General features: G+C 64.8%; 17 protein-coding genes. 14 read left to right on the forward strand and 3 right to left on the reverse strand.

The features are described 5' to 3' along the window. Window positions 1-59 precede the first annotated feature (59 nt). From rpsA to cysM, 8 genes are all read left to right on the forward strand, one after another. Entirely contained in the window at window positions 60-1,772 is a 1,713-nt protein-coding gene (gene rpsA / locus HV766_RS23960) for a 30S ribosomal protein S1 (RefSeq protein WP_026382780.1), read from the forward strand. 3 nt (window positions 1,773-1,775) lie between these two features. Further along, window positions 1,776-2,135 (forward strand): integration host factor subunit beta, encoded by a 360-nt coding sequence (locus HV766_RS23965; RefSeq protein ID WP_013392394.1) that lies wholly within the window; start codon window positions 1,776-1,778, stop codon window positions 2,133-2,135. Window positions 2,136-2,274: 139 nt separating this feature from the next. Then, window positions 2,275-2,589, forward strand: coding sequence for a LapA family protein (locus HV766_RS23970; RefSeq protein ID WP_175181967.1), 315 nt, complete (start codon window positions 2,275-2,277; stop codon window positions 2,587-2,589). A gap of 58 nt (window positions 2,590-2,647) precedes the next feature. Further along, a complete protein-coding gene (gene lapB / locus HV766_RS23975; RefSeq protein WP_175162845.1) occupies window positions 2,648-3,862 on the forward strand; it encodes a lipopolysaccharide assembly protein LapB in 1,215 nt (404 codons plus the stop codon). Continuing rightward, window positions 3,859-4,800, forward strand: coding sequence for a D-glycero-beta-D-manno-heptose-7-phosphate kinase (gene rfaE1 / locus HV766_RS23980; RefSeq protein ID WP_119450901.1), 942 nt, complete (start codon window positions 3,859-3,861; stop codon window positions 4,798-4,800). The genes lapB and rfaE1 overlap by 4 nt, the downstream gene beginning before the upstream one ends. Next, window positions 4,797-5,786: an ADP-glyceromanno-heptose 6-epimerase gene (rfaD, locus tag HV766_RS23985; RefSeq protein ID WP_054450903.1), complete on the forward strand. Its 990-nt coding sequence runs from the start codon at window positions 4,797-4,799 to the stop codon at window positions 5,784-5,786. Before rfaE1 ends, rfaD begins: the two co-directional genes overlap by 4 nt. A gap of 177 nt (window positions 5,787-5,963) precedes the next feature. Then, the gene (locus HV766_RS23990) at window positions 5,964-6,458 is read left to right on the forward strand and encodes a ComEA family DNA-binding protein (RefSeq protein WP_119450900.1); all 495 of its coding nucleotides are present in this window, start codon (window positions 5,964-5,966) and stop codon (window positions 6,456-6,458) included. An 84-nt stretch (window positions 6,459-6,542) separates the two neighbouring features. Beyond that, window positions 6,543-7,451 (forward strand): cysteine synthase CysM, encoded by a 909-nt coding sequence (gene cysM / locus HV766_RS23995; protein WP_041655288.1) that lies wholly within the window; start codon window positions 6,543-6,545, stop codon window positions 7,449-7,451. Between the two features lie 104 nt (window positions 7,452-7,555). Here cysM and HV766_RS24000 read toward each other — a convergent pair whose 3' ends face one another. Both HV766_RS24000 and HV766_RS24005 read right to left on the reverse strand, forming a co-directional pair. Next, a complete protein-coding gene (locus HV766_RS24000) occupies window positions 7,556-8,536 on the reverse strand; it encodes a Bug family tripartite tricarboxylate transporter substrate binding protein (protein WP_054450908.1) in 981 nt (326 codons plus the stop codon). Then, entirely contained in the window at window positions 8,533-9,309 is a 777-nt protein-coding gene (locus HV766_RS24005) for an IclR family transcriptional regulator (protein ID WP_054450911.1), read from the reverse strand. Before HV766_RS24005 ends, HV766_RS24000 begins: the two co-directional genes overlap by 4 nt. 67 nt (window positions 9,310-9,376) lie before the next feature. On the opposite strand from HV766_RS24005, the gene HV766_RS24010 reads away from it, so the two are divergent. Further along, complete coding sequence (locus tag HV766_RS24010) at window positions 9,377-10,426, forward strand: cyclase family protein (protein ID WP_054450914.1); 1,050 nt, start codon at window positions 9,377-9,379, stop codon at window positions 10,424-10,426. Window positions 10,427-10,468: 42 nt separating this feature from the next. On the opposite strand, the gene mltB is transcribed toward HV766_RS24010, so the two are convergent. Next, window positions 10,469-11,623, reverse strand: coding sequence for a lytic murein transglycosylase B (gene mltB / locus HV766_RS24015; RefSeq protein ID WP_119450899.1), 1,155 nt, complete (start codon window positions 11,621-11,623; stop codon window positions 10,469-10,471). A 10-nt stretch (window positions 11,624-11,633) separates the two neighbouring features. Here mltB and HV766_RS24020 point away from each other — a divergent pair, with 10 nt between their 5' ends. The 5 genes from HV766_RS24020 to HV766_RS24040 all read left to right on the forward strand — a co-directional run bounded on the left by HV766_RS24020 (window position 11,634) and on the right by HV766_RS24040 (window position 18,124). Beyond that, window positions 11,634-12,557 (forward strand): histone deacetylase family protein, encoded by a 924-nt coding sequence (locus HV766_RS24020; RefSeq protein ID WP_082400679.1) that lies wholly within the window; start codon window positions 11,634-11,636, stop codon window positions 12,555-12,557. Window positions 12,558-12,628: 71 nt separating this feature from the next. Beyond that, entirely contained in the window at window positions 12,629-13,378 is a 750-nt protein-coding gene (locus tag HV766_RS24025; RefSeq protein ID WP_013392406.1) for an electron transfer flavoprotein subunit beta/FixA family protein, read from the forward strand. Between the two features lie 2 nt (window positions 13,379-13,380). Further along, complete coding sequence (locus tag HV766_RS24030; RefSeq protein ID WP_054450918.1) at window positions 13,381-14,310, forward strand: electron transfer flavoprotein subunit alpha/FixB family protein; 930 nt, start codon at window positions 13,381-13,383, stop codon at window positions 14,308-14,310. 197 nt (window positions 14,311-14,507) lie between these two features. Then, on the forward strand, window positions 14,508-16,199 hold the full coding sequence (gene aspT / locus HV766_RS24035) for an aspartate-alanine antiporter (RefSeq protein ID WP_119450898.1): 1,692 nt from the start codon (window positions 14,508-14,510) through the stop codon (window positions 16,197-16,199). A gap of 104 nt (window positions 16,200-16,303) precedes the next feature. After that, window positions 16,304-18,124 carry a bifunctional aspartate transaminase/aspartate 4-decarboxylase gene (locus HV766_RS24040; protein WP_119450897.1) on the forward strand — a complete coding sequence of 607 codons (1,821 nt, stop codon included), beginning with the start codon at window positions 16,304-16,306 and terminating at the stop codon, window positions 18,122-18,124. Window positions 18,125-18,139 lie beyond the last annotated feature (15 nt).

Genomic DNA, 18,139 nt, shown 5'->3' on the forward strand with positions numbered 1-18,139 from the left:
CGGGCAATCCGCTGCGGTGTGTTTTTAACGGCCATTTCGGCCCAATGGATTTCAACCCCATGTCTTCCGTTTCCACTACCGCCACCGGCGGCGAAAGCTTCGCCGACCTTTTCGCACAAAGCCTCAAGAGCCAGGACATGAAGTCCGGCGAGGTCATCAGCGCCGAAGTCGTGCGCGTCGACCACAACTTCGTCGTCGTCAACGCCGGCCTGAAGTCCGAAGCGCTGATCCCCCTGGAAGAGTTCCTGAACGACCAGGGCGAGCTCGAAGTGCAACCTGGCGATTTCGTCTCGGTGGCCATCGATTCCCTGGAAAACGGCTACGGCGACACCATCCTGTCGCGTGACCGCGCCAAGCGCCTGTCGGCCTGGCTGCAACTGGAAAAGGCCCTGGAAAACGGCGAACTGGTTACCGGCACCATCACCGGCAAGGTGAAGGGCGGCCTGACCGTCATGACCAACGGCATCCGCGCGTTCCTGCCGGGTTCGCTGGTGGACCTGCGTCCGGTCAAGGACACCACCCCGTACGAAGGCAAGACCCTCGAATTCAAGGTCATCAAGCTCGACCGCAAGCGCAACAACGTCGTTCTGTCGCGTCGCCAGGTGCTGGAAGCCAGCATGGGCGAAGAGCGCCAGAAGCTGCTCGAAACCCTGCACGAAGGTGCTGTGGTCAAGGGCGTGGTCAAGAACATCACCGACTACGGCGCGTTCGTGGACCTGGGCGGCATCGACGGCCTGCTGCACATCACCGACATGGCCTGGCGCCGTGTGCGTCACCCCTCCGAAGTCCTGCAAGTGGGTCAGGAAGTCGAAGCCAAGGTGCTCAAGTTCGACCAGGAAAAGAGCCGCGTCTCCCTGGGCGTCAAGCAGCTGGGCGAAGATCCGTGGGTGGGCCTGGCTCGCCGCTACCCGCAAGGCACCCGCCTGTTCGGCAAGGTCACCAACCTGACCGACTACGGCGCGTTCGTTGAAGTCGAAGCCGGCATCGAAGGCCTGGTGCACGTCTCCGAAATGGACTGGACCAACAAGAACGTCGATCCGCGCAAGGTCGTGACCCTGGGCGAAGAAGTCGAAGTCATGGTCCTGGAAATCGACGAAGACCGTCGTCGCATCTCGCTGGGCATGAAGCAGTGCCGCCAGAACCCGTGGGAAGAGTTCGCCACCAACTTCAAGCGTGGTGACAAGGTCCGCGGCGCCATCAAGTCGATCACCGACTTCGGCGTGTTCGTCGGCCTGCCCGGCGGCATCGATGGCCTGGTTCACCTGTCCGACCTGTCGTGGACGGAAACCGGCGAAGAAGCCGTGCGCAACTTCAAGAAGGGCGACGAGATCGAAGCCGTGGTTCTGGGCATCGATACCGACAAGGAACGCATCTCGCTGGGCATCAAGCAGCTGGAAGGCGACCCCTTCAACAACTTCGTTGCCACGTTCGACAAGGGCGCCGTTGTTCCGGGCACCATCAAGTCGGTCGAAGCCAAGGGCGCTGTTGTCACGCTGTCCGTGGACGTTGAAGGCTACCTGCGCGCTTCCGAGATCTCCTCGGGCCGCGTTGAAGACGCCACCACCGTTCTGACCGCCGGCGAGAACATCGAAGCCATGATCGTCAACATCGACCGCAAGACGCGTTCGATCCAGCTGTCGATCAAGGCCCGCGACAACGCCGAAACCGCCGAAACGATCCAGCGCATGTCCGACGCCAGCGCTTCGTCCGGCACCACCAACCTCGGCGCGCTGCTGAAGGCCAAGCTGGACCAACAGCGCAACGACGGTTAATTCGTGACCAAGTCGGAGCTGATCGCCGCCTTGGCGGCCCGCTATCCTCAGCTGGCCGCCCGCGACACCGATTACGCGGTCAAGACCGTGCTCGACGCAATGACCCAGGCCCTGGCCTCGGGTCAGCGCATCGAGATCCGCGGTTTTGGCAGCTTCTCGCTGTCGCAGCGGTCTCCCCGCATCGGTCGCAATCCGAAATCCGGCGAACAGGTGCTGGTGCCTGGAAAACAGGTGCCGCACTTCAAGGCGGGCAAGGAATTGCGCGAGCGGGTGGACTTGGCCGGCGGCAATGACGAGGACGCTCAATCTTCTGGATCGAGTGAACCGATGCCGTCGATGGTGAGTCTGCACGCCATGCATTGACGGCACGGCAGTAAGGCCGCCTTCGGGCGGATCGGACCGAGAACCTAGCCCCTTGAGCAATCAAGGGGCTTTGTTTTTTGGCGCCAGGCGGGATCCGTCGCTTACAATTGATAGTCTTGAATTCTTTGGAGCATGCGCCATGCGCTACCTAGTCTGGGCCCTGCGATTGCTCGTGTTTGTTGCAGTATTGATGTTCGCGTTGAAAAACACGGATCCGGTCGCCGTGAAGTTCTACGCCGATTACGTGGTGCAGGACGTGCCCCTCATCGTTGTGATGCTGGTCGTGTTCGTCTTGGGCGCCTTGTTTGGCTTGTTGCTGACCGTGCCCGCCGCCATGCGCCGCCGCCGCGAAGCCATGCGCCTGCGCCGCGAGCTGGAGCGTGTCCAGGCCGCCGTCGCCGGCACCACGCCCGCCGTGCCGCCGGAGGCCGTGGCCCCGATGTCGCCGCTGTGATGCCGTTGCGTCAGCACTGAATCCCTTTCCGCACTGAATTACCGCAAGAGCCCGCATAGTGGATTTTGAACCTTGGTGGTTGATTTTCGTGCCGGTATTGTTCGCGCTGGGCTGGCTGGCCGCGCGCTTCGATATCCGGCAAATGCTGCGGGAAACCCGCAGCCTGCCCGACTCCTATTTCCGCGGGCTGAACTTCCTGCTCAATGAAGAGCCGGACCGCGCCATCGACGCCTTCGTCGAAGTGGCCAAGCTGGACCCGGAAACCACCGAGCTGCACTTTGCGCTGGGCAGCCTGTTCCGCCGCCGGGGCGAAATGGAGCGCGCCATCCGCGTGCACCAGAGCCTCCTGAACCGTTCCGACCTGCCCGCCGCCGAACGCGAGCATGCGCAGCACGAGCTGGCGCAGGATTTCCTCAAGGCCGGCATGCTGGACCGCGCCGAAAACGGCTTCGAGCAGCTCAAGGACACCCGCTACGCCTTGCCCGCGCTGCGTTCGCTGATCCGCATCTACGAATCCGAGCACGATTGGCCGCGCGCCATCGAAGCCGTGAAGACGCTGCAGGGCCTGGTCGACGAGCCGGTGCCGCAGCTCGTGCACTATTACTGCGAACAGGCGCAAACCGCGCTGTCGTCCAAGCCCGCCGACATCGACGCGGCCCACAAGGCGCTGGATGCCGCCGACCATGCCTTGTCGACCATCGATCCGGCGTCGAGCAAAGGCGCCATGGTGCGCACCGCCATGCTGCGCGCCCGCCTGGCCCTGATCGAACAGGACCCGAAGCGCGAACGCCTGTACCTGGAGTCGATCATGACCGACGCTCCCGAGTACGCCGGCCTGGTGGCCGAGCAGGTCCTGGCGAACTACCGCGCCGCCAATCAGGAAGCGGCCGGGCTCGACGTGCTGCAGAAGCAGTATGCGCGCCACGCGTCGCTGGACCTGTTCAACGTGCTGTTCCGCGAACTGCGCGCCCAGCAGGGCTCCGCGCCGTCATGGGCATTTGCCCGCAATGCCTTGCGCAGCCATCCGTCGCTGCTGGGGCTGGACCGTCTGCTGGAGGCCGAGCTGGCCAATCCGGAAAGCGGCGCCGAGCAGGCGCCAGTGCCGGGCGCCGACCTGACGTTGTTGCGCAGCCTGATCCACAAGCATACGCAGCGGCTGGACCGCTACGCATGCCGCAGTTGCGGTTTTCAGGCGCGTCGCTTTTACTGGCAATGTCCCGGCTGCAACGCCTGGGAAACCTACGCGCCGCGCCGCTTGGAAGAACTTGAATGAATGCATTTCCCGCCGAAGCCATTTCGCATAGCCGCGTCCTCGTGGTGGGCGATGTGATGCTGGACCGGTACTGGTTCGGCGAAGTCGAACGCATTTCGCCCGAAGCGCCGGTGCCCGTGGTACGCGTGGCGCGCCGCGAAGACCGCCTGGGCGGCGCGGCCAACGTCGCGCGCAACGTGGCGGCCCTGGGCGGCCATGTGACCTTGGTCGGCGTGCTGGGCGAAGACGAGGCGGGCGACAGCGTCCGGCGCTTGTCCGCCGAAGCCGGCATACAGGCCGAGCTGCTCGCCGATCCGTCCTTGCACACGACCTTGAAGATGCGCGTGCTGGGTCGCCAGCAGCAGCTGCTGCGCGTGGACTTCGAACAGCATCCGGCACAGGCCGCGCTGGACAACGTCGATGCCGCTTTCGCGCGCCATCTGGCCAACCACGACATCGTCGTGCTGTCCGACTATGCCAAGGGCGTGCTGGCGCGGGTCGAATCGCTGATCGCGCTGGCCCGCAACGCCGGCGTGCCGGTGCTGGTGGACCCGAAGGGCCACGATTACACCCGTTACCGCGGGGCGACGCTCGTCACCCCCAACCGCTCGGAAATGCAGGAGGCCGTGGGCCGCTGGAGTTCCGAGGCCGAACTCACCGATCGCGCGCAGCGCCTGCGCGCCGACCTGGATCTGGAAGCCTTGCTCGTGACCCGTTCCGAGCAGGGCATGACTTTGTTTACCGACGCGGGGCGCGACCACATCGACGCGCAGGCGCACGAAGTGTTCGACGTGTCCGGCGCAGGCGACACCGTGCTGGCGACGCTGGCCGTGTCGCGCGCCATCGATCTGCCGTGGGTCGACGCGATGGGCTGGGCCAACAAGGCCGGCGGCATCGCCGTGGGCAAGCTTGGCACGTCCATCGTCACCGCCGCGGAATTGGCAGGAGAACTCTCATGATCGTCGTTACCGGAGCCGCGGGCTTCATAGGCAGCAACCTGGTGCGCGGGCTCAACCGCCGCGGCATCAAGGACATCATCGCGGTCGATGACCTGACCGAAGGCGACAAGTTCGTCAACCTGGTCGATTGCCAGATCGCGGACTACATGGACAAGGACGACTTCCGCCGCCGCGTCCTCGACGGCAGCCTGCGGGAAGTGCGTGCCGTGCTGCACCAGGGCGCGTGCTCGGACACGACCGAGCGCAACGGCCGCTACATGCTCGACAACAACTACCGCGTCACGCTGGAGCTGTTCGAGTTCTGCCAGGAGCGCCGCATTCCGTTCCTGTACGCCTCGTCGGCGGCGGTCTACGGCGGTTCCTCGATCTACGTGGAAGACCCCGCCAACGAAGGCCCGCTGAACGTCTATGGCTATTCCAAGCTGCTGTTCGATCAGGTCCTGCGCCAGCGCATGGACAGCCTGACCGCACAGGTGGTGGGCCTGCGCTACTTCAACGTCTACGGTCCGCACGAACAGCACAAGGGCCGCATGGCTTCGGTGGCGTTCCACAACATGAACCAGTTCCTGGAGCATGGGCACGTGCGCCTGTTCGCGGGCTGGGACGGCTACGTGGATGGCGGCCAGAGCCGCGACTTCATTTCCGTCGAAGACGTGGTCGCGGTCAACCTGCATTTCCTGGACCACCCCGAGCAGTCTGGTATTTTCAACTGCGGCACGGGCCGCGCGCAGCCCTTCAACGATGTGGCGGCCGGCGTGGTCAATGCGCTGCGCGCGGAGCGCGGCGAAGCCGAGCTGACGCTGGCGCAACTGGTGGAACTGGATCTGATCCGCTACATCCCGTTCCCGGACGACCTGAAAGGGCGCTATCAGAGCTACACGCAGGCCGATGTCACGCGCCTGCGCGCAGCGGGGTTCCAGGCGCCGATGCGCGATGTGCGGACCGGCGTCACCGAGTACGTGCGTTACTGGCGCGCCCGCAAGTAAGTCTGCGCCACTGCGCCGGGTCTGCAAGAAAAGCCACCGTTCGCGGTGGCTTTTTTTCGCCTGGCGGTTTGCCGGGGCGGATGTTTCCATTCACTGCGCCGCCGTGGCGGGGCGCGTCGCCCGCATGATCTGAGCGTGGCGTGACAGCCGTTGCGCCAGACACCTGGGAGACCCTCCATGAATCCATTCCTTCAATCCGCCGCTGCCCACCCGGCCCCTTTTGCCAGATGGCGCAGGGTGCGCGCCACCCTTGCTTCCGGCGCCCGGCCGCGCCCTTTGCGGCAGGCCTTGGGCGCGCTGCTGGTGACGGCGGGCCTGGGCCTGGCCGCGCCGCAGGCGCACGCGGTGGACCTCAACCAGGCCAATGCCCAGCAGCTCGAAGGCGTCCGGGGCATCGGCCCGCGCATGGCGGAAATCATCATCAAGGAACGCGAACGGGGCGGCAAGTTCGAATCCTTGAACGACCTGGCTGAACGCGTGCGCGGCATCGGCCCGAAGAAGGCGCAGGCCCTGCAAGAGGCCGGCCTGCAGGTGGCAGGGACGGGCCCTCAGGCCGGGCAGGGCGATACGGCGGCCAAGCCGGCGCAGGGCAAGCCGGCTGCGGGCAAGGCCGAAGCCAAATCCGAAGCGAAACCGGCGGCGTCCCAGCCCGCGGCCCGCGCCCGGCCCTGAGCGCGTCGCGCGCCGCGCGGGTAGCCCTGGCGGGAGCGCGGCTTTTGGCGGCGCGCGCCGCCAGGCGGGGTTATCATCGTCCGCATGACTACTACCTATCCCACTATCGAGCAAACCGTCGGCAATACGCCGCTGGTGCGCCTGCAGCGCATTCCCGGGGCCGCGGGCGCCGCCCGGGGCAATGTCATCCTGGCCAAGCTGGAGGGCAACAACCCCGCCGGCTCCGTGAAGGACCGTCCGGCCCTGTCGATGATCGCCCGCGCGGAAGAGCGCGGCGACATCAAGCCGGGCGACACCCTCATCGAGGCGACCAGCGGCAATACCGGCATCGCGCTGGCCATGGCTGCCGCCATGCGCGGCTACCGCATGATCCTGATCATGCCGGACAACCTGTCGGTGGAACGCCGCGCGGCCATGACGGCCTACGGCGCCGAGCTGATCCTGACGCCCGCGGACAAGGGCGGCATGGAATACGCCCGCGACCTGGCGTCGGCCATGCAGGCGGACGGCCGCGGTCTGGTGCTGGACCAGTTCGCCAACCCTGACAACCCCCGCGCCCACATCGAAACCACCGGGCCGGAAATCTGGAACCAGACCGAAGGGCGCGTTACCCACTTCGTGAGCGCCATGGGCACCACCGGCACCATCATGGGCGTGTCGACCTACCTGAAGTCGCGCAACCCCGCAGTGCAGGTGGTGGGCGCGCAGCCCGCCGAAGGATCGTCGATCCCGGGCATCCGCAAGTGGCCCGAAGCCTATCTCCCCAAGATCTTCGATCGCAGCCGGGTGGACGCCTATGAATCCATCGAGCAGGCCGAGGCCGAACAGATGGCGCGCCGGCTGGCGGCGGAAGAGGGCATCTTCGGCGGAATTTCATCGGCGGGCGCGCTGGTTGCCGCCCTGCGCGTGGCCGAACGCGTCAACGACGCCACCATCGTGTTCATCGTGTGCGACCGCGGCGACCGCTACCTGTCCACGGGCGTCTTCAACTGAACGCCTGATCGCCTTCGGGCAGAACAAAACCGCCATGCCGGGTTTGCCGGGCATGGCGGTTTTTCATTGGTCGGGCGCGGCGTGCGTCCGTGTTTCTTGCGCGCTTATTCGGGCTGGATGCCGGCGTCCTGCATCACCTTGATCCAACGCTCGCTCTCCGCCAGGTTGAAGGCTTCGGCTTCCTGGTAGCTCATGGTGCTGGGCAGCGTGCCTTGCGACTTCAGCGCTTCAACCACCTTGGGCGATTGCGAGGCTTCGATCATGACCTTGTTCAGCTTGGCGATGATGGGCTGCGGCGTGTCTTTGGGCGCCCACATGCCGTACCAGGTGACGATGTCGAAGCCGGGCAGGACGCTTTCCGCGATGGTCGGCACGTCGGGCAGTTCGGCCAGGCGGGTCTTGGTCGTCACGGCGATCGGGCGGATCTTGCCGCTCTGGATCAGCGGGAGAGCCGGCGCCAGCGGCGCGTACATCAGGTCCACGTGGCCGCCCGCGACGTCGGTCAGGGCCGGGCTGCTGCCGCGGTAGCCGACATGGGTGATCTTGGCCTTGGTGGAGGTATTGATCAGTTCGCCCGCCAGGTGCGGCAAGGTGGCCACGCCGGGGGATGCGAAGGTCAGCGAACCGGGCTGGGCCTGGCCCTGCTTGATCAGTTCGCCGAAGGTCTTGAACTTCGAGTTGGGCGGGACGACGGCCACCATCGGCACCGTGCCCAGCACGCCCACCATCTTGAAGTCCTTGATCGGGTCAAAGCTCAGATTCTTGAACTGGGCCGGATAGATGCCCTGCACCGACGGGTTCATCAGCAAGGTGTAGCCATCCGCCGGCGCCTTGGCGACCTGGGCCGTGCCGATGGTGCCGCTGGCCCCCGCGCGGGTTTCGATCACCAGCGGCTGACCCAGGATCTCGCCCATCTGGACCGCGATCAGGCGGCCGACCACGTCTGTCGGTCCTCCTGCCGCCCAAGGCATGATCACGCGGATGGGCTTGTCCGGATAGTCCGCCTGCGCGTAGGCGGTTGCTGCCGGCACGGCCGCCGTGGCGATCGCCGAGCAGGCCGCGGCGAGGAAGGTGCGTTTGTTCATCTACTGTCTACTCCTACAAAGGTGAGATTGGCCGAGGGCAGCGCTGCTTGCAGCATCGCCTTGACCTCGGCCAGCTGTTTCCCCGTGGTGGCTTCGTTCTTCAGCATCCGGCTCAGCGGGCCGGCCACCACGATGGCAAAGGGTTGTTCGTATGCGCGGAATCCGAGCGAAATGGACATCACGTCCTCGACGTTCTCGCCCACCGAGCGCTGCCAGCCGCGCGCCATGCCCGCCTCCAGGTCGCGGTCGAAGGCTTCCCGGCTGGTGAGCGTGCTGTCCGTGTAGGCGGCAAAGCCGCTGTAGGCCTTGAACCACTTCTGCCGTTCTTCCTGCGACAGCACCGATAGCAGCGCCTTGCCGGAGCTGGTGGCGTGCACCGCCTTGAAGCCGCCCGGCTGATGCGAGAAGCGGATGGTCTGCTTGGACTCGGCGACGATCAGGTACACGACCTTGTCGTCGGCCAGCTTGGCCAGCAAGGCCGTCTCGCCCGTCAGGTCCCGCACCCGGGCCAGCACCGGCTCGATCACCGCGTTCAGCGGGTCGCTATGGCAGATCAGGGTGGCCACGTGTATCAGTTTCTGGGTCGGGTAATAGCCGTGCTTCTTGCCGATTTCGTAGAGATAGCCGCGCGCCACCATGGTCTTCAGCAGCCCATGGCAGCTCGACAGCGGAATCCCCATCTGGGCAGCGATCTCGCTGTACAGCAGGGGCTTCTGCTCCTCGGCAAAGAGGTTCAGCACATCCAGCACTCGGCCAGCAGTTTTCACATCCATGATGTTAGTATCCTATACGTGATAAATTTATGTCAAACAGCATTCAATCGACCAGGAGTTGCAACGCATGAGATGGAAGAACCGTCCTGAGGGATCGAACTGGGGAGATTTCGGGCCTGACGACCAGCGAGGTTGCCTGAATTACATCACCCCCGCGAACGTGCTGAGCGGCATGCGGGAAGTGCGCGAAGGCCTGAGCTTCTGCCTGTCGCTGCCGCTGGATTACCCGGGCGGCAACGGCGTGAACGTGCGGCGCCATCCGCCCAAGCTGCGGCCCACCGAGAGGGACGGCGACCAGTACCTGAATTTCCCGCTGGGACGCCTGCGTCCCGGCTGCGTCGACGTGCTCAGCGACGACATCGTCGAAATGAGCTTGCAGTATTCGACGCAATGGGATTCGCTGGCCCACGTGGGCGCGCTGTTCGACGCCAATGGCGACGGCCTGCCCGAGCGCGTCTACTACAATGGCTACCGGCCCAACGAGCACGTGGTGGGTCCGGTGGACTACGACGTGGACAATGGCTATGCCAAGACCGATCTGGGCCAGGGGCCGGCCTCCAACGCCAAGAAGCTGGACATCACCCAGCTGGCCGAATCGTGCCTGCAGACGCGCGGCGTGATGGTCGATCTGGCGCGCCACTACGGACGGGAGCAGAAGTCGGTCGGCTATGACGAGCTGATGCGCATCCTGGACGCGGACCGGATCGAGATCGAGCAGGGCGATATCGTGCTGTTCCATACGGAATTCGGCGACGCCCTGCTGGAAAAGAACCGCGAGCCGGATCCCCATACGCTGCACGAGATCTGCGCCGGCCTGGACGGCAGCGACGAGAAGCTGCTGCAGTGGATCACCGACTCGAAGGTGGCGGCCATGGCCTCGGACAACCACGCCTTGGAAATCTATCCCACGCAGAAGCCCAATGCCTGCTGCGCGGCGCTGCCTCTGCACCATCACTGCATTTTCAAGCTGGGCCTGCCGATAGGCGAGATGTGGTACCTGGGGGCGCTGGCGCGCTGGCTGACGGCCAACGGCCGCAGCCGCTTCCTGCTGACGGCGCCGCCGCTGAACCTGCCTGGCGCCGTGGGTTCGCCCGTGACGCCGGTTGCGACGGTGTAAAGCGCAGGACCGCGGCGCCTGGCGCCGCGGGTCCTGGGGGCTTCAGCGGCCCACGCGCGCTTCGATCTCGCTTGCCAGATCCGCTACCGAGGTCGCGTAGAAGTAGCTGCGGTTGTACTTGGTGAGCGCGAAGAAGTTGGGCGTGCCGACGCGATATTGCGCCGTGCCCCGGGCTTCCTCGACCAGGTCGACCACGCCCAGCGGCTGGCTGCCCCAGCCCGAGGCCGATGCGCCTGGCTGCAGGCGGGCGCCGGCGGCGGTGAGCGTGCCCCAGCTTTGCTTGGGTTCCAGTCCGCCGTCGACGAGCGCGGTGGGATCGGCAGGCAGCACCACGGGTGCGAACACCGGCAGGCCGCGCTGCCAGCCGTGCTGCGACAGGAAGCTGCCCACGGACATGATGGCGTCGCGGGTGTTGTTGCTCAGGTCGATATGGCCGTTGTCGTCGCCGTCCACCGCGTAATGCATGACGCTGGTGGGCATGAACTGGGGCATGCCGATGGCGCCGGCGTACGAGCCGCGGGTTTCCAGGTCCAGCTTGTCTTTCATGACCAGGGTCAGGAAGTCGGCAAGCTGGCCGCGGAACATGGTGGCGCGTTCGGGCTTGGCGGGGTCCGGGTAGTCGAAGGCCAGCGTCGTCAGCGCATCCAGCACACGGAAATTGCCCATATTGCGGCCGTACAGCGTTTCCACGCCGATGATCGAGGCAATCACCGGCGCCGGAACGCCGAAGCGCTGCGCCGCCTGGTTGAGCAGGTCGCGGTTCTCGTTGTAGAACTCCACGCCCCAGCCGATGCGCTTGGGTTCGACGAAGCGCGAGCGGTAGGTCAGCCAGCTGCGCCAGATCTTCTTGCCCGGGGGCGACGGCGCGATCAGGCGCGCGACGGTGGCGTTGTAGCGCGAACCGGCCAGCGCGGCGACCATGGGGTCCAGCGGCAGTTGGCGCTCGGTGGCCAGGTTTTCCACGAAAGTGCGGACTTCAGGCCGCAACGTGCCATTGGCGGCCAGCGCGGCGGGGGCGTCGTCCGCCAGTTCGGATCCAGGTGTCGGCGCGCTGGGTCCGATGCGGATGGGGGCCGGGGTTGATTCGGCGGCCGGCTGGCCGGCGACGGTGTTGGGTGCAGAGGGGGCGGTGGTGGAGCAGCCCGCCAGCAGGGCGGAGAGCGTTCCGAGTTGCAGTAATCGCCGACAGATGAACATAATCTTCCTTATGGAGACCATGTATCTTACCCACCCGGCATGCCGCCTGCATGAAATGGGCAGTTGGCATCCCGAAAGCCCCCAGAGGCTGGACGCCATTTCAGACCAGTTGCTTGCCAGCGGCTTGATGCCTTACCTGGACGACCGCCAGGCGCCGCAGGCATCCCGCCATGACATATTGCGGGTGCACACTGTCCAGTATCTGAACAGTTTGCGTGAACATACGCCGGAGCAAGGGTATTTCCCTATCGATCCGGATACGCTGATGAATCCCCATACCTACGAAGCCGCCCTGTACGCGGCCGGGGCAGGGGTGGCCGCGGTGGATGCGGTGATGGGCGGAGAGGCCCGCACGGCCTTCTGTGCGGTGAGGCCCCCGGGGCATCACGCCTGCCGTTCCCAGGCCATGGGATTCTGCTTTCTGAACAACGTCGCTATTGCGGCGCAGCATGCGCTGGACTTCCACGGCCTCTCGCGCGTGGCCATCGTCGATTTCGACGTGCACCACGGCAACGGCACCGAAGACATCTTCGCCGGCAACGACCGGGTGCTGATGTGCAGCTTCTTCCAGCATCCGTTCTTTCCCAATAGCGGCGCCGAGAGTCCCGCTTCGAACATGCTGAACGTGCCCGTGGCCGCGTACACCGGCGGGGCGGCGGTCAGGACCATCGTCACCGATACCTGGCTGCCGGCGCTGGAAGCGCACCGGCCCGAACTGATCCTGGTATCGGCCGGTTTCGACGCGCATCGCGAGGACGACATGGGCCAGATGGGCCTGGTCGAGGCGGATTACGCCTGGATAACAGAACAGCTCGTGGAGGTGGCCGAGCGCCACTGTCAGGGGCGCATCGTCAGCACGCTGGAAGGCGGTTACAACTTGTCCGCCTTGGGCCGCAGCGTGGTCGCCCATATACGAGCGCTGGCGAAGCTGTAGAATCGAGAAAAAATTGTGCAATGCGATCCCGGCGCATGCCGGGTAATTATTTTCCATTTGGAGGCAGCGGGATGAAGGTTTTGGTACCTGTCAAACGCGTCGTTGACTACAACGTCAAGGTGCGCGTCAAGTCTGATCAAACCGGCGTGGATATCGCCAATGTGAAGATGTCCATGAACCCCTTTGACGAGATCGCCGTCGAGGAAGCGACCCGCCTGAAGGAGAAGGGTGCTGTCGCCGAGGTCGTGGCGGTTTCTTGCGGCGTTGCGCAATGCCAGGAAACGCTGCGCACGGCCATGGCCATCGGCGCCGACCGCGGCGTGCTGGTCCAGACCGATGCCGAACTCCAGCCGCTGGCCGTGGCCAAGCTGTTGAAGGCGCTGGTCGACAAGGAACAGCCGCAGCTGGTGATCCTGGGCAAGCAAGCCATCGACGACGATGCAAACCAGACCGGCCAGATGCTGGCCGCGCTGCTGGACTGGCCGCAAGCCACGTTCGCCAGCAAGGTCGAGCTGGCCGATGGCAAGGTCACGGTCACGCGCGAAGTCGACGGCGGCCTGGAAACGCTGACGTTGAAGCTGCCCGCCATCGTCACCACCGACCTGCGCCTGAACGAGCCGCGCTACGTCACGCTGCCCAACATCATGAAGGCCAAGAAGAAGCAGCTGGACACCGTCACGCCTGAAGAGCTGGGTGTGGACGCCGCGCCGCGCCTGAAGACGCTGAAGGTCAGCGAGCCGCCCGCCCGCAAGGCCGGCATCAAGGTGGCCGATGTCGCGGCCCTGGTGGACAAACTCAAGAACGAAGCGAAGGTGGTCTGAACATGACGACGCTGGTTATTGCCGAACACGATAACGCCCAGCTCAAGGGCGCAACCCTGAACGCCGTCGCCGCCGCCGCCAAGATCGGAGGCGACGTGCACGTGCTGGTCGCCGGCGCCAACGCGCGCGCCGTGGCCGACCAGGCCGCCGCCGCCGCCGGCGTGGCCAAGGTCCTGCTGGCCGACGCGCCGCAACTGGCCGACGGCCTGGCCGAGAACGTCGCCGCCCAGGTGCTGGCCGTGGCCTCGGGCTACAGCCACATCCTGTTCCCCGCGACCGCCTCGGGCAAGAACGTGGCACCCCGCGTGGCTGCCAAGCTGGACGTGGCGCAGATCTCCGACATCATCGGCGTGGAATCGGCCGACACCTTCCAACGCCCGATCTACGCCGGCAACGCCATTGCCACGGTGCAGTCGGCCGATGCCGTCAAGGTCATCACCGTGCGCACCACCGGCTTTGACGCCGTGGCCGCGCAGGGCGGTTCGGGTGCGGTGGAAGAAGTCGCCGCCGTGGCCGATTCGGGCCTGTCCACCTTCGTGGGCCGTGAAGTCGCCAAGAGCGACCGTCCGGAACTGGCTGGCGCGCGCGTCGTCGTCTCCGGCGGCCGTGGTCTGGGCAGCGCCGAAAACTTCAAGATCCTGGATCCGCTGGCCGACAAGCTGGGCGCGGCGCTCGGCGCCTCGCGTGCCGCGGTCGACGCCGGCTACGCGCCTAACGACTGGCAAGTCGGTCAGACCGGCAAGATCGTTGCCCCGCAACTGTACGTCGCGGTTGGTATCTCGGGCGCCATTCAGCATCTGGCCGGCATGAAGGATTCGAAGGTCATCGTGGCCATCAACAAGGATCCGGAAGCGCCGATCTTCGGCGTGGCCGATTATGGCCTGGTGGGTGATCTGTTCCAGGTCGTGCCCGAACTGACCGGCGCGCTGTAAGCCACAACGCGCAGCCGTATCGAAGGCCCGCCAGCTTCGCGCTGGCGGGCTTTTTTATTATTTTGACGCGAGGACTACACATCTTGTGATTTCAGTATTCCAAATCTTTTGATTTCTCGAAAGATTCTGATAATGTGTTCCGCGCGCAGCTAGATTCGCGCAAGTGCTTGGCCTGTACAGAACGAAGGAGATTCGGGATGGAATGGTTCTTTGACACTCTGCGAAAATATCCGGAACTTGCGATATTCCTTACCCTCGGTCTCGGGTACTGGATAGGCGCCAAGAAACTCTTCGGATTCAATCTGGGAGCCGTGACTGGCACGCTGCTGGTCGGCGTGCTGGTGGGACAGCTCAATATCACGATCGCTCCCGTCCTCAAGCAGGTCTTCTTCCTGCTCTTCCTCTTCGGTCTGGGTTACGGCGTCGGACCGCAGTTCTTCCGAGGGATGAAAAGCGACGGCCTTCCGCAGGTCATCTTTGCCGTCATTATTTGCGTGATCTGCCTGTTGGTGACATGGGCGACAGCCGTAGGCTTCGGCTTCGATGCCGGCACCGGCGCAGGCCTGCTGTCAGGGGCCCAAACCATTTCCGCGGTCATGGGCGTGGCGACGGACACCATCAACGGCTTGGGCATAGACGCAGCAACCAAAAAGAAATGGATTGACAGCATTCCCGTCGCGTACGCGGTCTGCTACATCTTCGGCACGGTTGGAAGCGCCTGGATCCTGGCATCCCTGGGCCCGAAGCTGATGCGCGTGGACATCGTCAAAGAATGCCAGGAATACGAAGCCAAGATGTCGGGGGGCGCCGACTCGATGGAGTTGTCGGGCTACCGCAAGTTCATCGCGCGCGCCTACAAGCTGGACCGCGAGGAATTCGCCGGCAAGACGGTGGGAGAGCTGGAGTCCCGCTTCGTCGAGGCCCGGGTGTTCGTGGAGCGCATCCGGCGCGGCGACCAGATCATCGACAGCGATGCCAAGACGGTGCTGCAGCAAGGCGACGTGCTGGGCGTGACCGGCAGGCATGATGCGTTGGTTACGCAGGCCGCCGGCATCATCGGCACCGAAGTCGAGGACCGCGACCTGATCAACATGCCCGCCGAGGTCGTCGAAGTCGTCTTGACCAACAAGAACATCGCCGGCAAGACCATCAAGGAAATCGCCGACAGCGAAGCGGGCCGCGAACTGGGACGCGGCGTGTTCCTGCGCAAAGTCGTGCGCGGCGGCCACGACATGCCGATCAACTGGGGCTTGAAGCTTGACCGCGGCGACCGCCTGTATGTGCTGGGCGCCAAGCGCGACGTAGAACGCGTGGTCGGCCGGCTGGGCTACGTGGATCGCGCCACCAGCCAGACCGACATGGTCTTCGTCGGCTTCGGCATTCTGCTGGGCGGCCTGTTCGGCTCTCTGGTGCTGACCGTGGGCGGCGTTCCCGTCACCTTGTCGACCTCCGGCGGCGCGCTGATTTCCGGCCTGATCTTCGGCTATCTGCGTTCGGTGCATCCGACCTTCGGCCGTGTGCCGGAACCGGTGCACTGGTTCCTGACATCGGTGGGGCTGACGACGTTCGTCGCGGTCGTGGGTATATCGTCAGGGCCGGGATTCGTGCTGGGCTTCCAGCAATTGGGCGCCAAGCTCTTCATCGCGGGCATCATCGCCACCAGCGTTCCGATGATCGTGGGCGTATACATTGCGCGGTATGTATTCAAGTTCCATCCCGCCATTGCGTTGGGAGTCTGCGCCGGAGCCCGGACCACCACCGCGGCCATCGGCCAGATAACTGAAACGGCGAAGAGCCAGGTGCCTGCCCTGGGCTACACGGTTCCTTACGCCATCGGCAATACCCTGCTCATCATCTGGGGGATTGTCATCGTCATGCTCATGTCCTAGCAGAACGCCCCGCCAGCCCCGCGCTTGCGGGGCGTTTTGCAAGCGCGCCGGCGCGGCCGGCGACGCTCAGCGCCTGTCACCATGCAAACCAGGAGTACTGAACAATGGCTTCCACCGCGCCTCTTACCGTCAGCCTGGCTTCGGCCTTGAAAACCACCCGTTCGCGCCAACGCGACCTGGAGCAGCTTTCTCCGTTTGAACTCAAGGACTACCTGATCACGCTGGCCAAGGACAACCAGCACACCGCCGCGATCACCATGCTGAACGCGGGCCGCGGCAACCCTAACTGGATCGCCACCGAACCGCGCGACGCCTTCTTCCTGATGGGCCAGTTCGCGATGAAGGAAGCGCGCCGCGTGCGCGACGAGTCCATCCTGGCGGGCATGCCGGCCAAGAAGGGCTGCGCCGACCGGATGCGCAAGTTCCTGGCCAAGCACAAAGGCATGGACGGCTACGATTTCCTGGTCGGCGTGCTGGAGTACGGCGTCAAGGTCAAGGGCTTCGACCCCGACGCGTGGGTCCATGAACTGACGGACAGCATCATCGGCGACAACTATCCCGTGCCGCCGCGCGCGCTGGTCCATCTTGAACAGATCGTGCACGATTACCTGATCAAGGAAATGTGCGACGGCCGTCCGCCCAAGGGCAAGTTCGACCTGTTCCCGGTCGAAGGCGGCACGGCGGCCATGTGCTACATCTTCGATTCGCTGATGCAGAACGGCCTGCTCAAGCAGGGCGATACCATCGCGCTGTTCCTGCCGACCTTCACGCCCTATATCGAGATCTCGCATCTGGAGCGCTTCCAGTTCAAGATCGTGCCGATCAACGCCAGCAGCCTGCGGGCCGACGGCACCCATGATTGGCACTACCCGGCGTCCGAAATCGCCAAGCTCGAGAATCCCAAGATCAAGCTGGCGGTCACGGTCAACCCCAGCAACCCGCCGTCGGTGGCGTTCAGCCCGGTCGAGATGAAGCAGATCGTGCGCCTGATCCGCAAGAATCCGGACCTGGTGCTGGTGACGGACGATGTCTATGGCACCTTCGTGCCGAACTTCCGCTCGCTGATGGCGGAAGTGCCGCACAACACCATCTGCGTGTACTCGTTCTCGAAGAACTTCGGCTGCACGGGATGGCGCCTGGGCGTGATTGCGACCCATGAAAAGAACACCATGGACCGCCGCATCGCCGAATTGCCTGCATCCTGGAAACAGCGCCTGAACAAGCGCTATGGCGCCATGACGATGGAGCCCGAAAAGCTCAAGTTCATCGACCGGCTGGTGGCCGACAGCCGCAACGTCGCGCTGAACCACACCGCGGGCCTGTCCTTGCCGCAGCAGGTGCAGATGGGATTCTTCGCGCTGTCGCACCTGATGGACCTGAAGGACTCCTACAAGCACCTGACGATGAAGATCGTGCGCGCGCGCCGCGATGCCTTGTGGCGCGGCCTGGGCATACCCATGCCGCCCGAAGATCCGATGCGCGCCTGGTACTACGTCGAGCTGGATTTCATGGTCTGGGCCAAGATCACGTACGGCGATGCGTTCTGCAAGTACATGATGGCCAACTACGAGCCGGTCGACTTCCTGTTCCGCCTGGCCGAGAAATCCGGCGTGGTGCTGATGGACGGCGGCGGCTTCGGCGGTCCGCCATGGTCGATCCGCGTGTCGCTGGCGAACCTGGACGACGGCGACTACGCCAAGATCGGCAAGCATATGGTCGAAGCCGCCACCGAGTACGTCGAGGCGTGGAAGGCCGGCGAACTGGTGCGTTCGGGCCCGACGGCCGGCAAGGGCCAGACCACGAAGGCGCCCGCGGCCAAGCGCAAGGCGGGCAAGACCGCGGCAGCCAAGAAAGCGGTCAAGAAGGCAGTGAAGAAGGCCGACACGGCGGCGAAGTCCGCCAAGAAGGCCGTGGCGCGCAAGTAGGCGGGCCGGGCAGCA

This window comes from Achromobacter aegrifaciens (assembly GCF_902859735.1).
In the GTDB taxonomy this organism is placed as follows: domain Bacteria; phylum Pseudomonadota; class Gammaproteobacteria; order Burkholderiales; family Burkholderiaceae_B; genus Achromobacter; species Achromobacter aegrifaciens.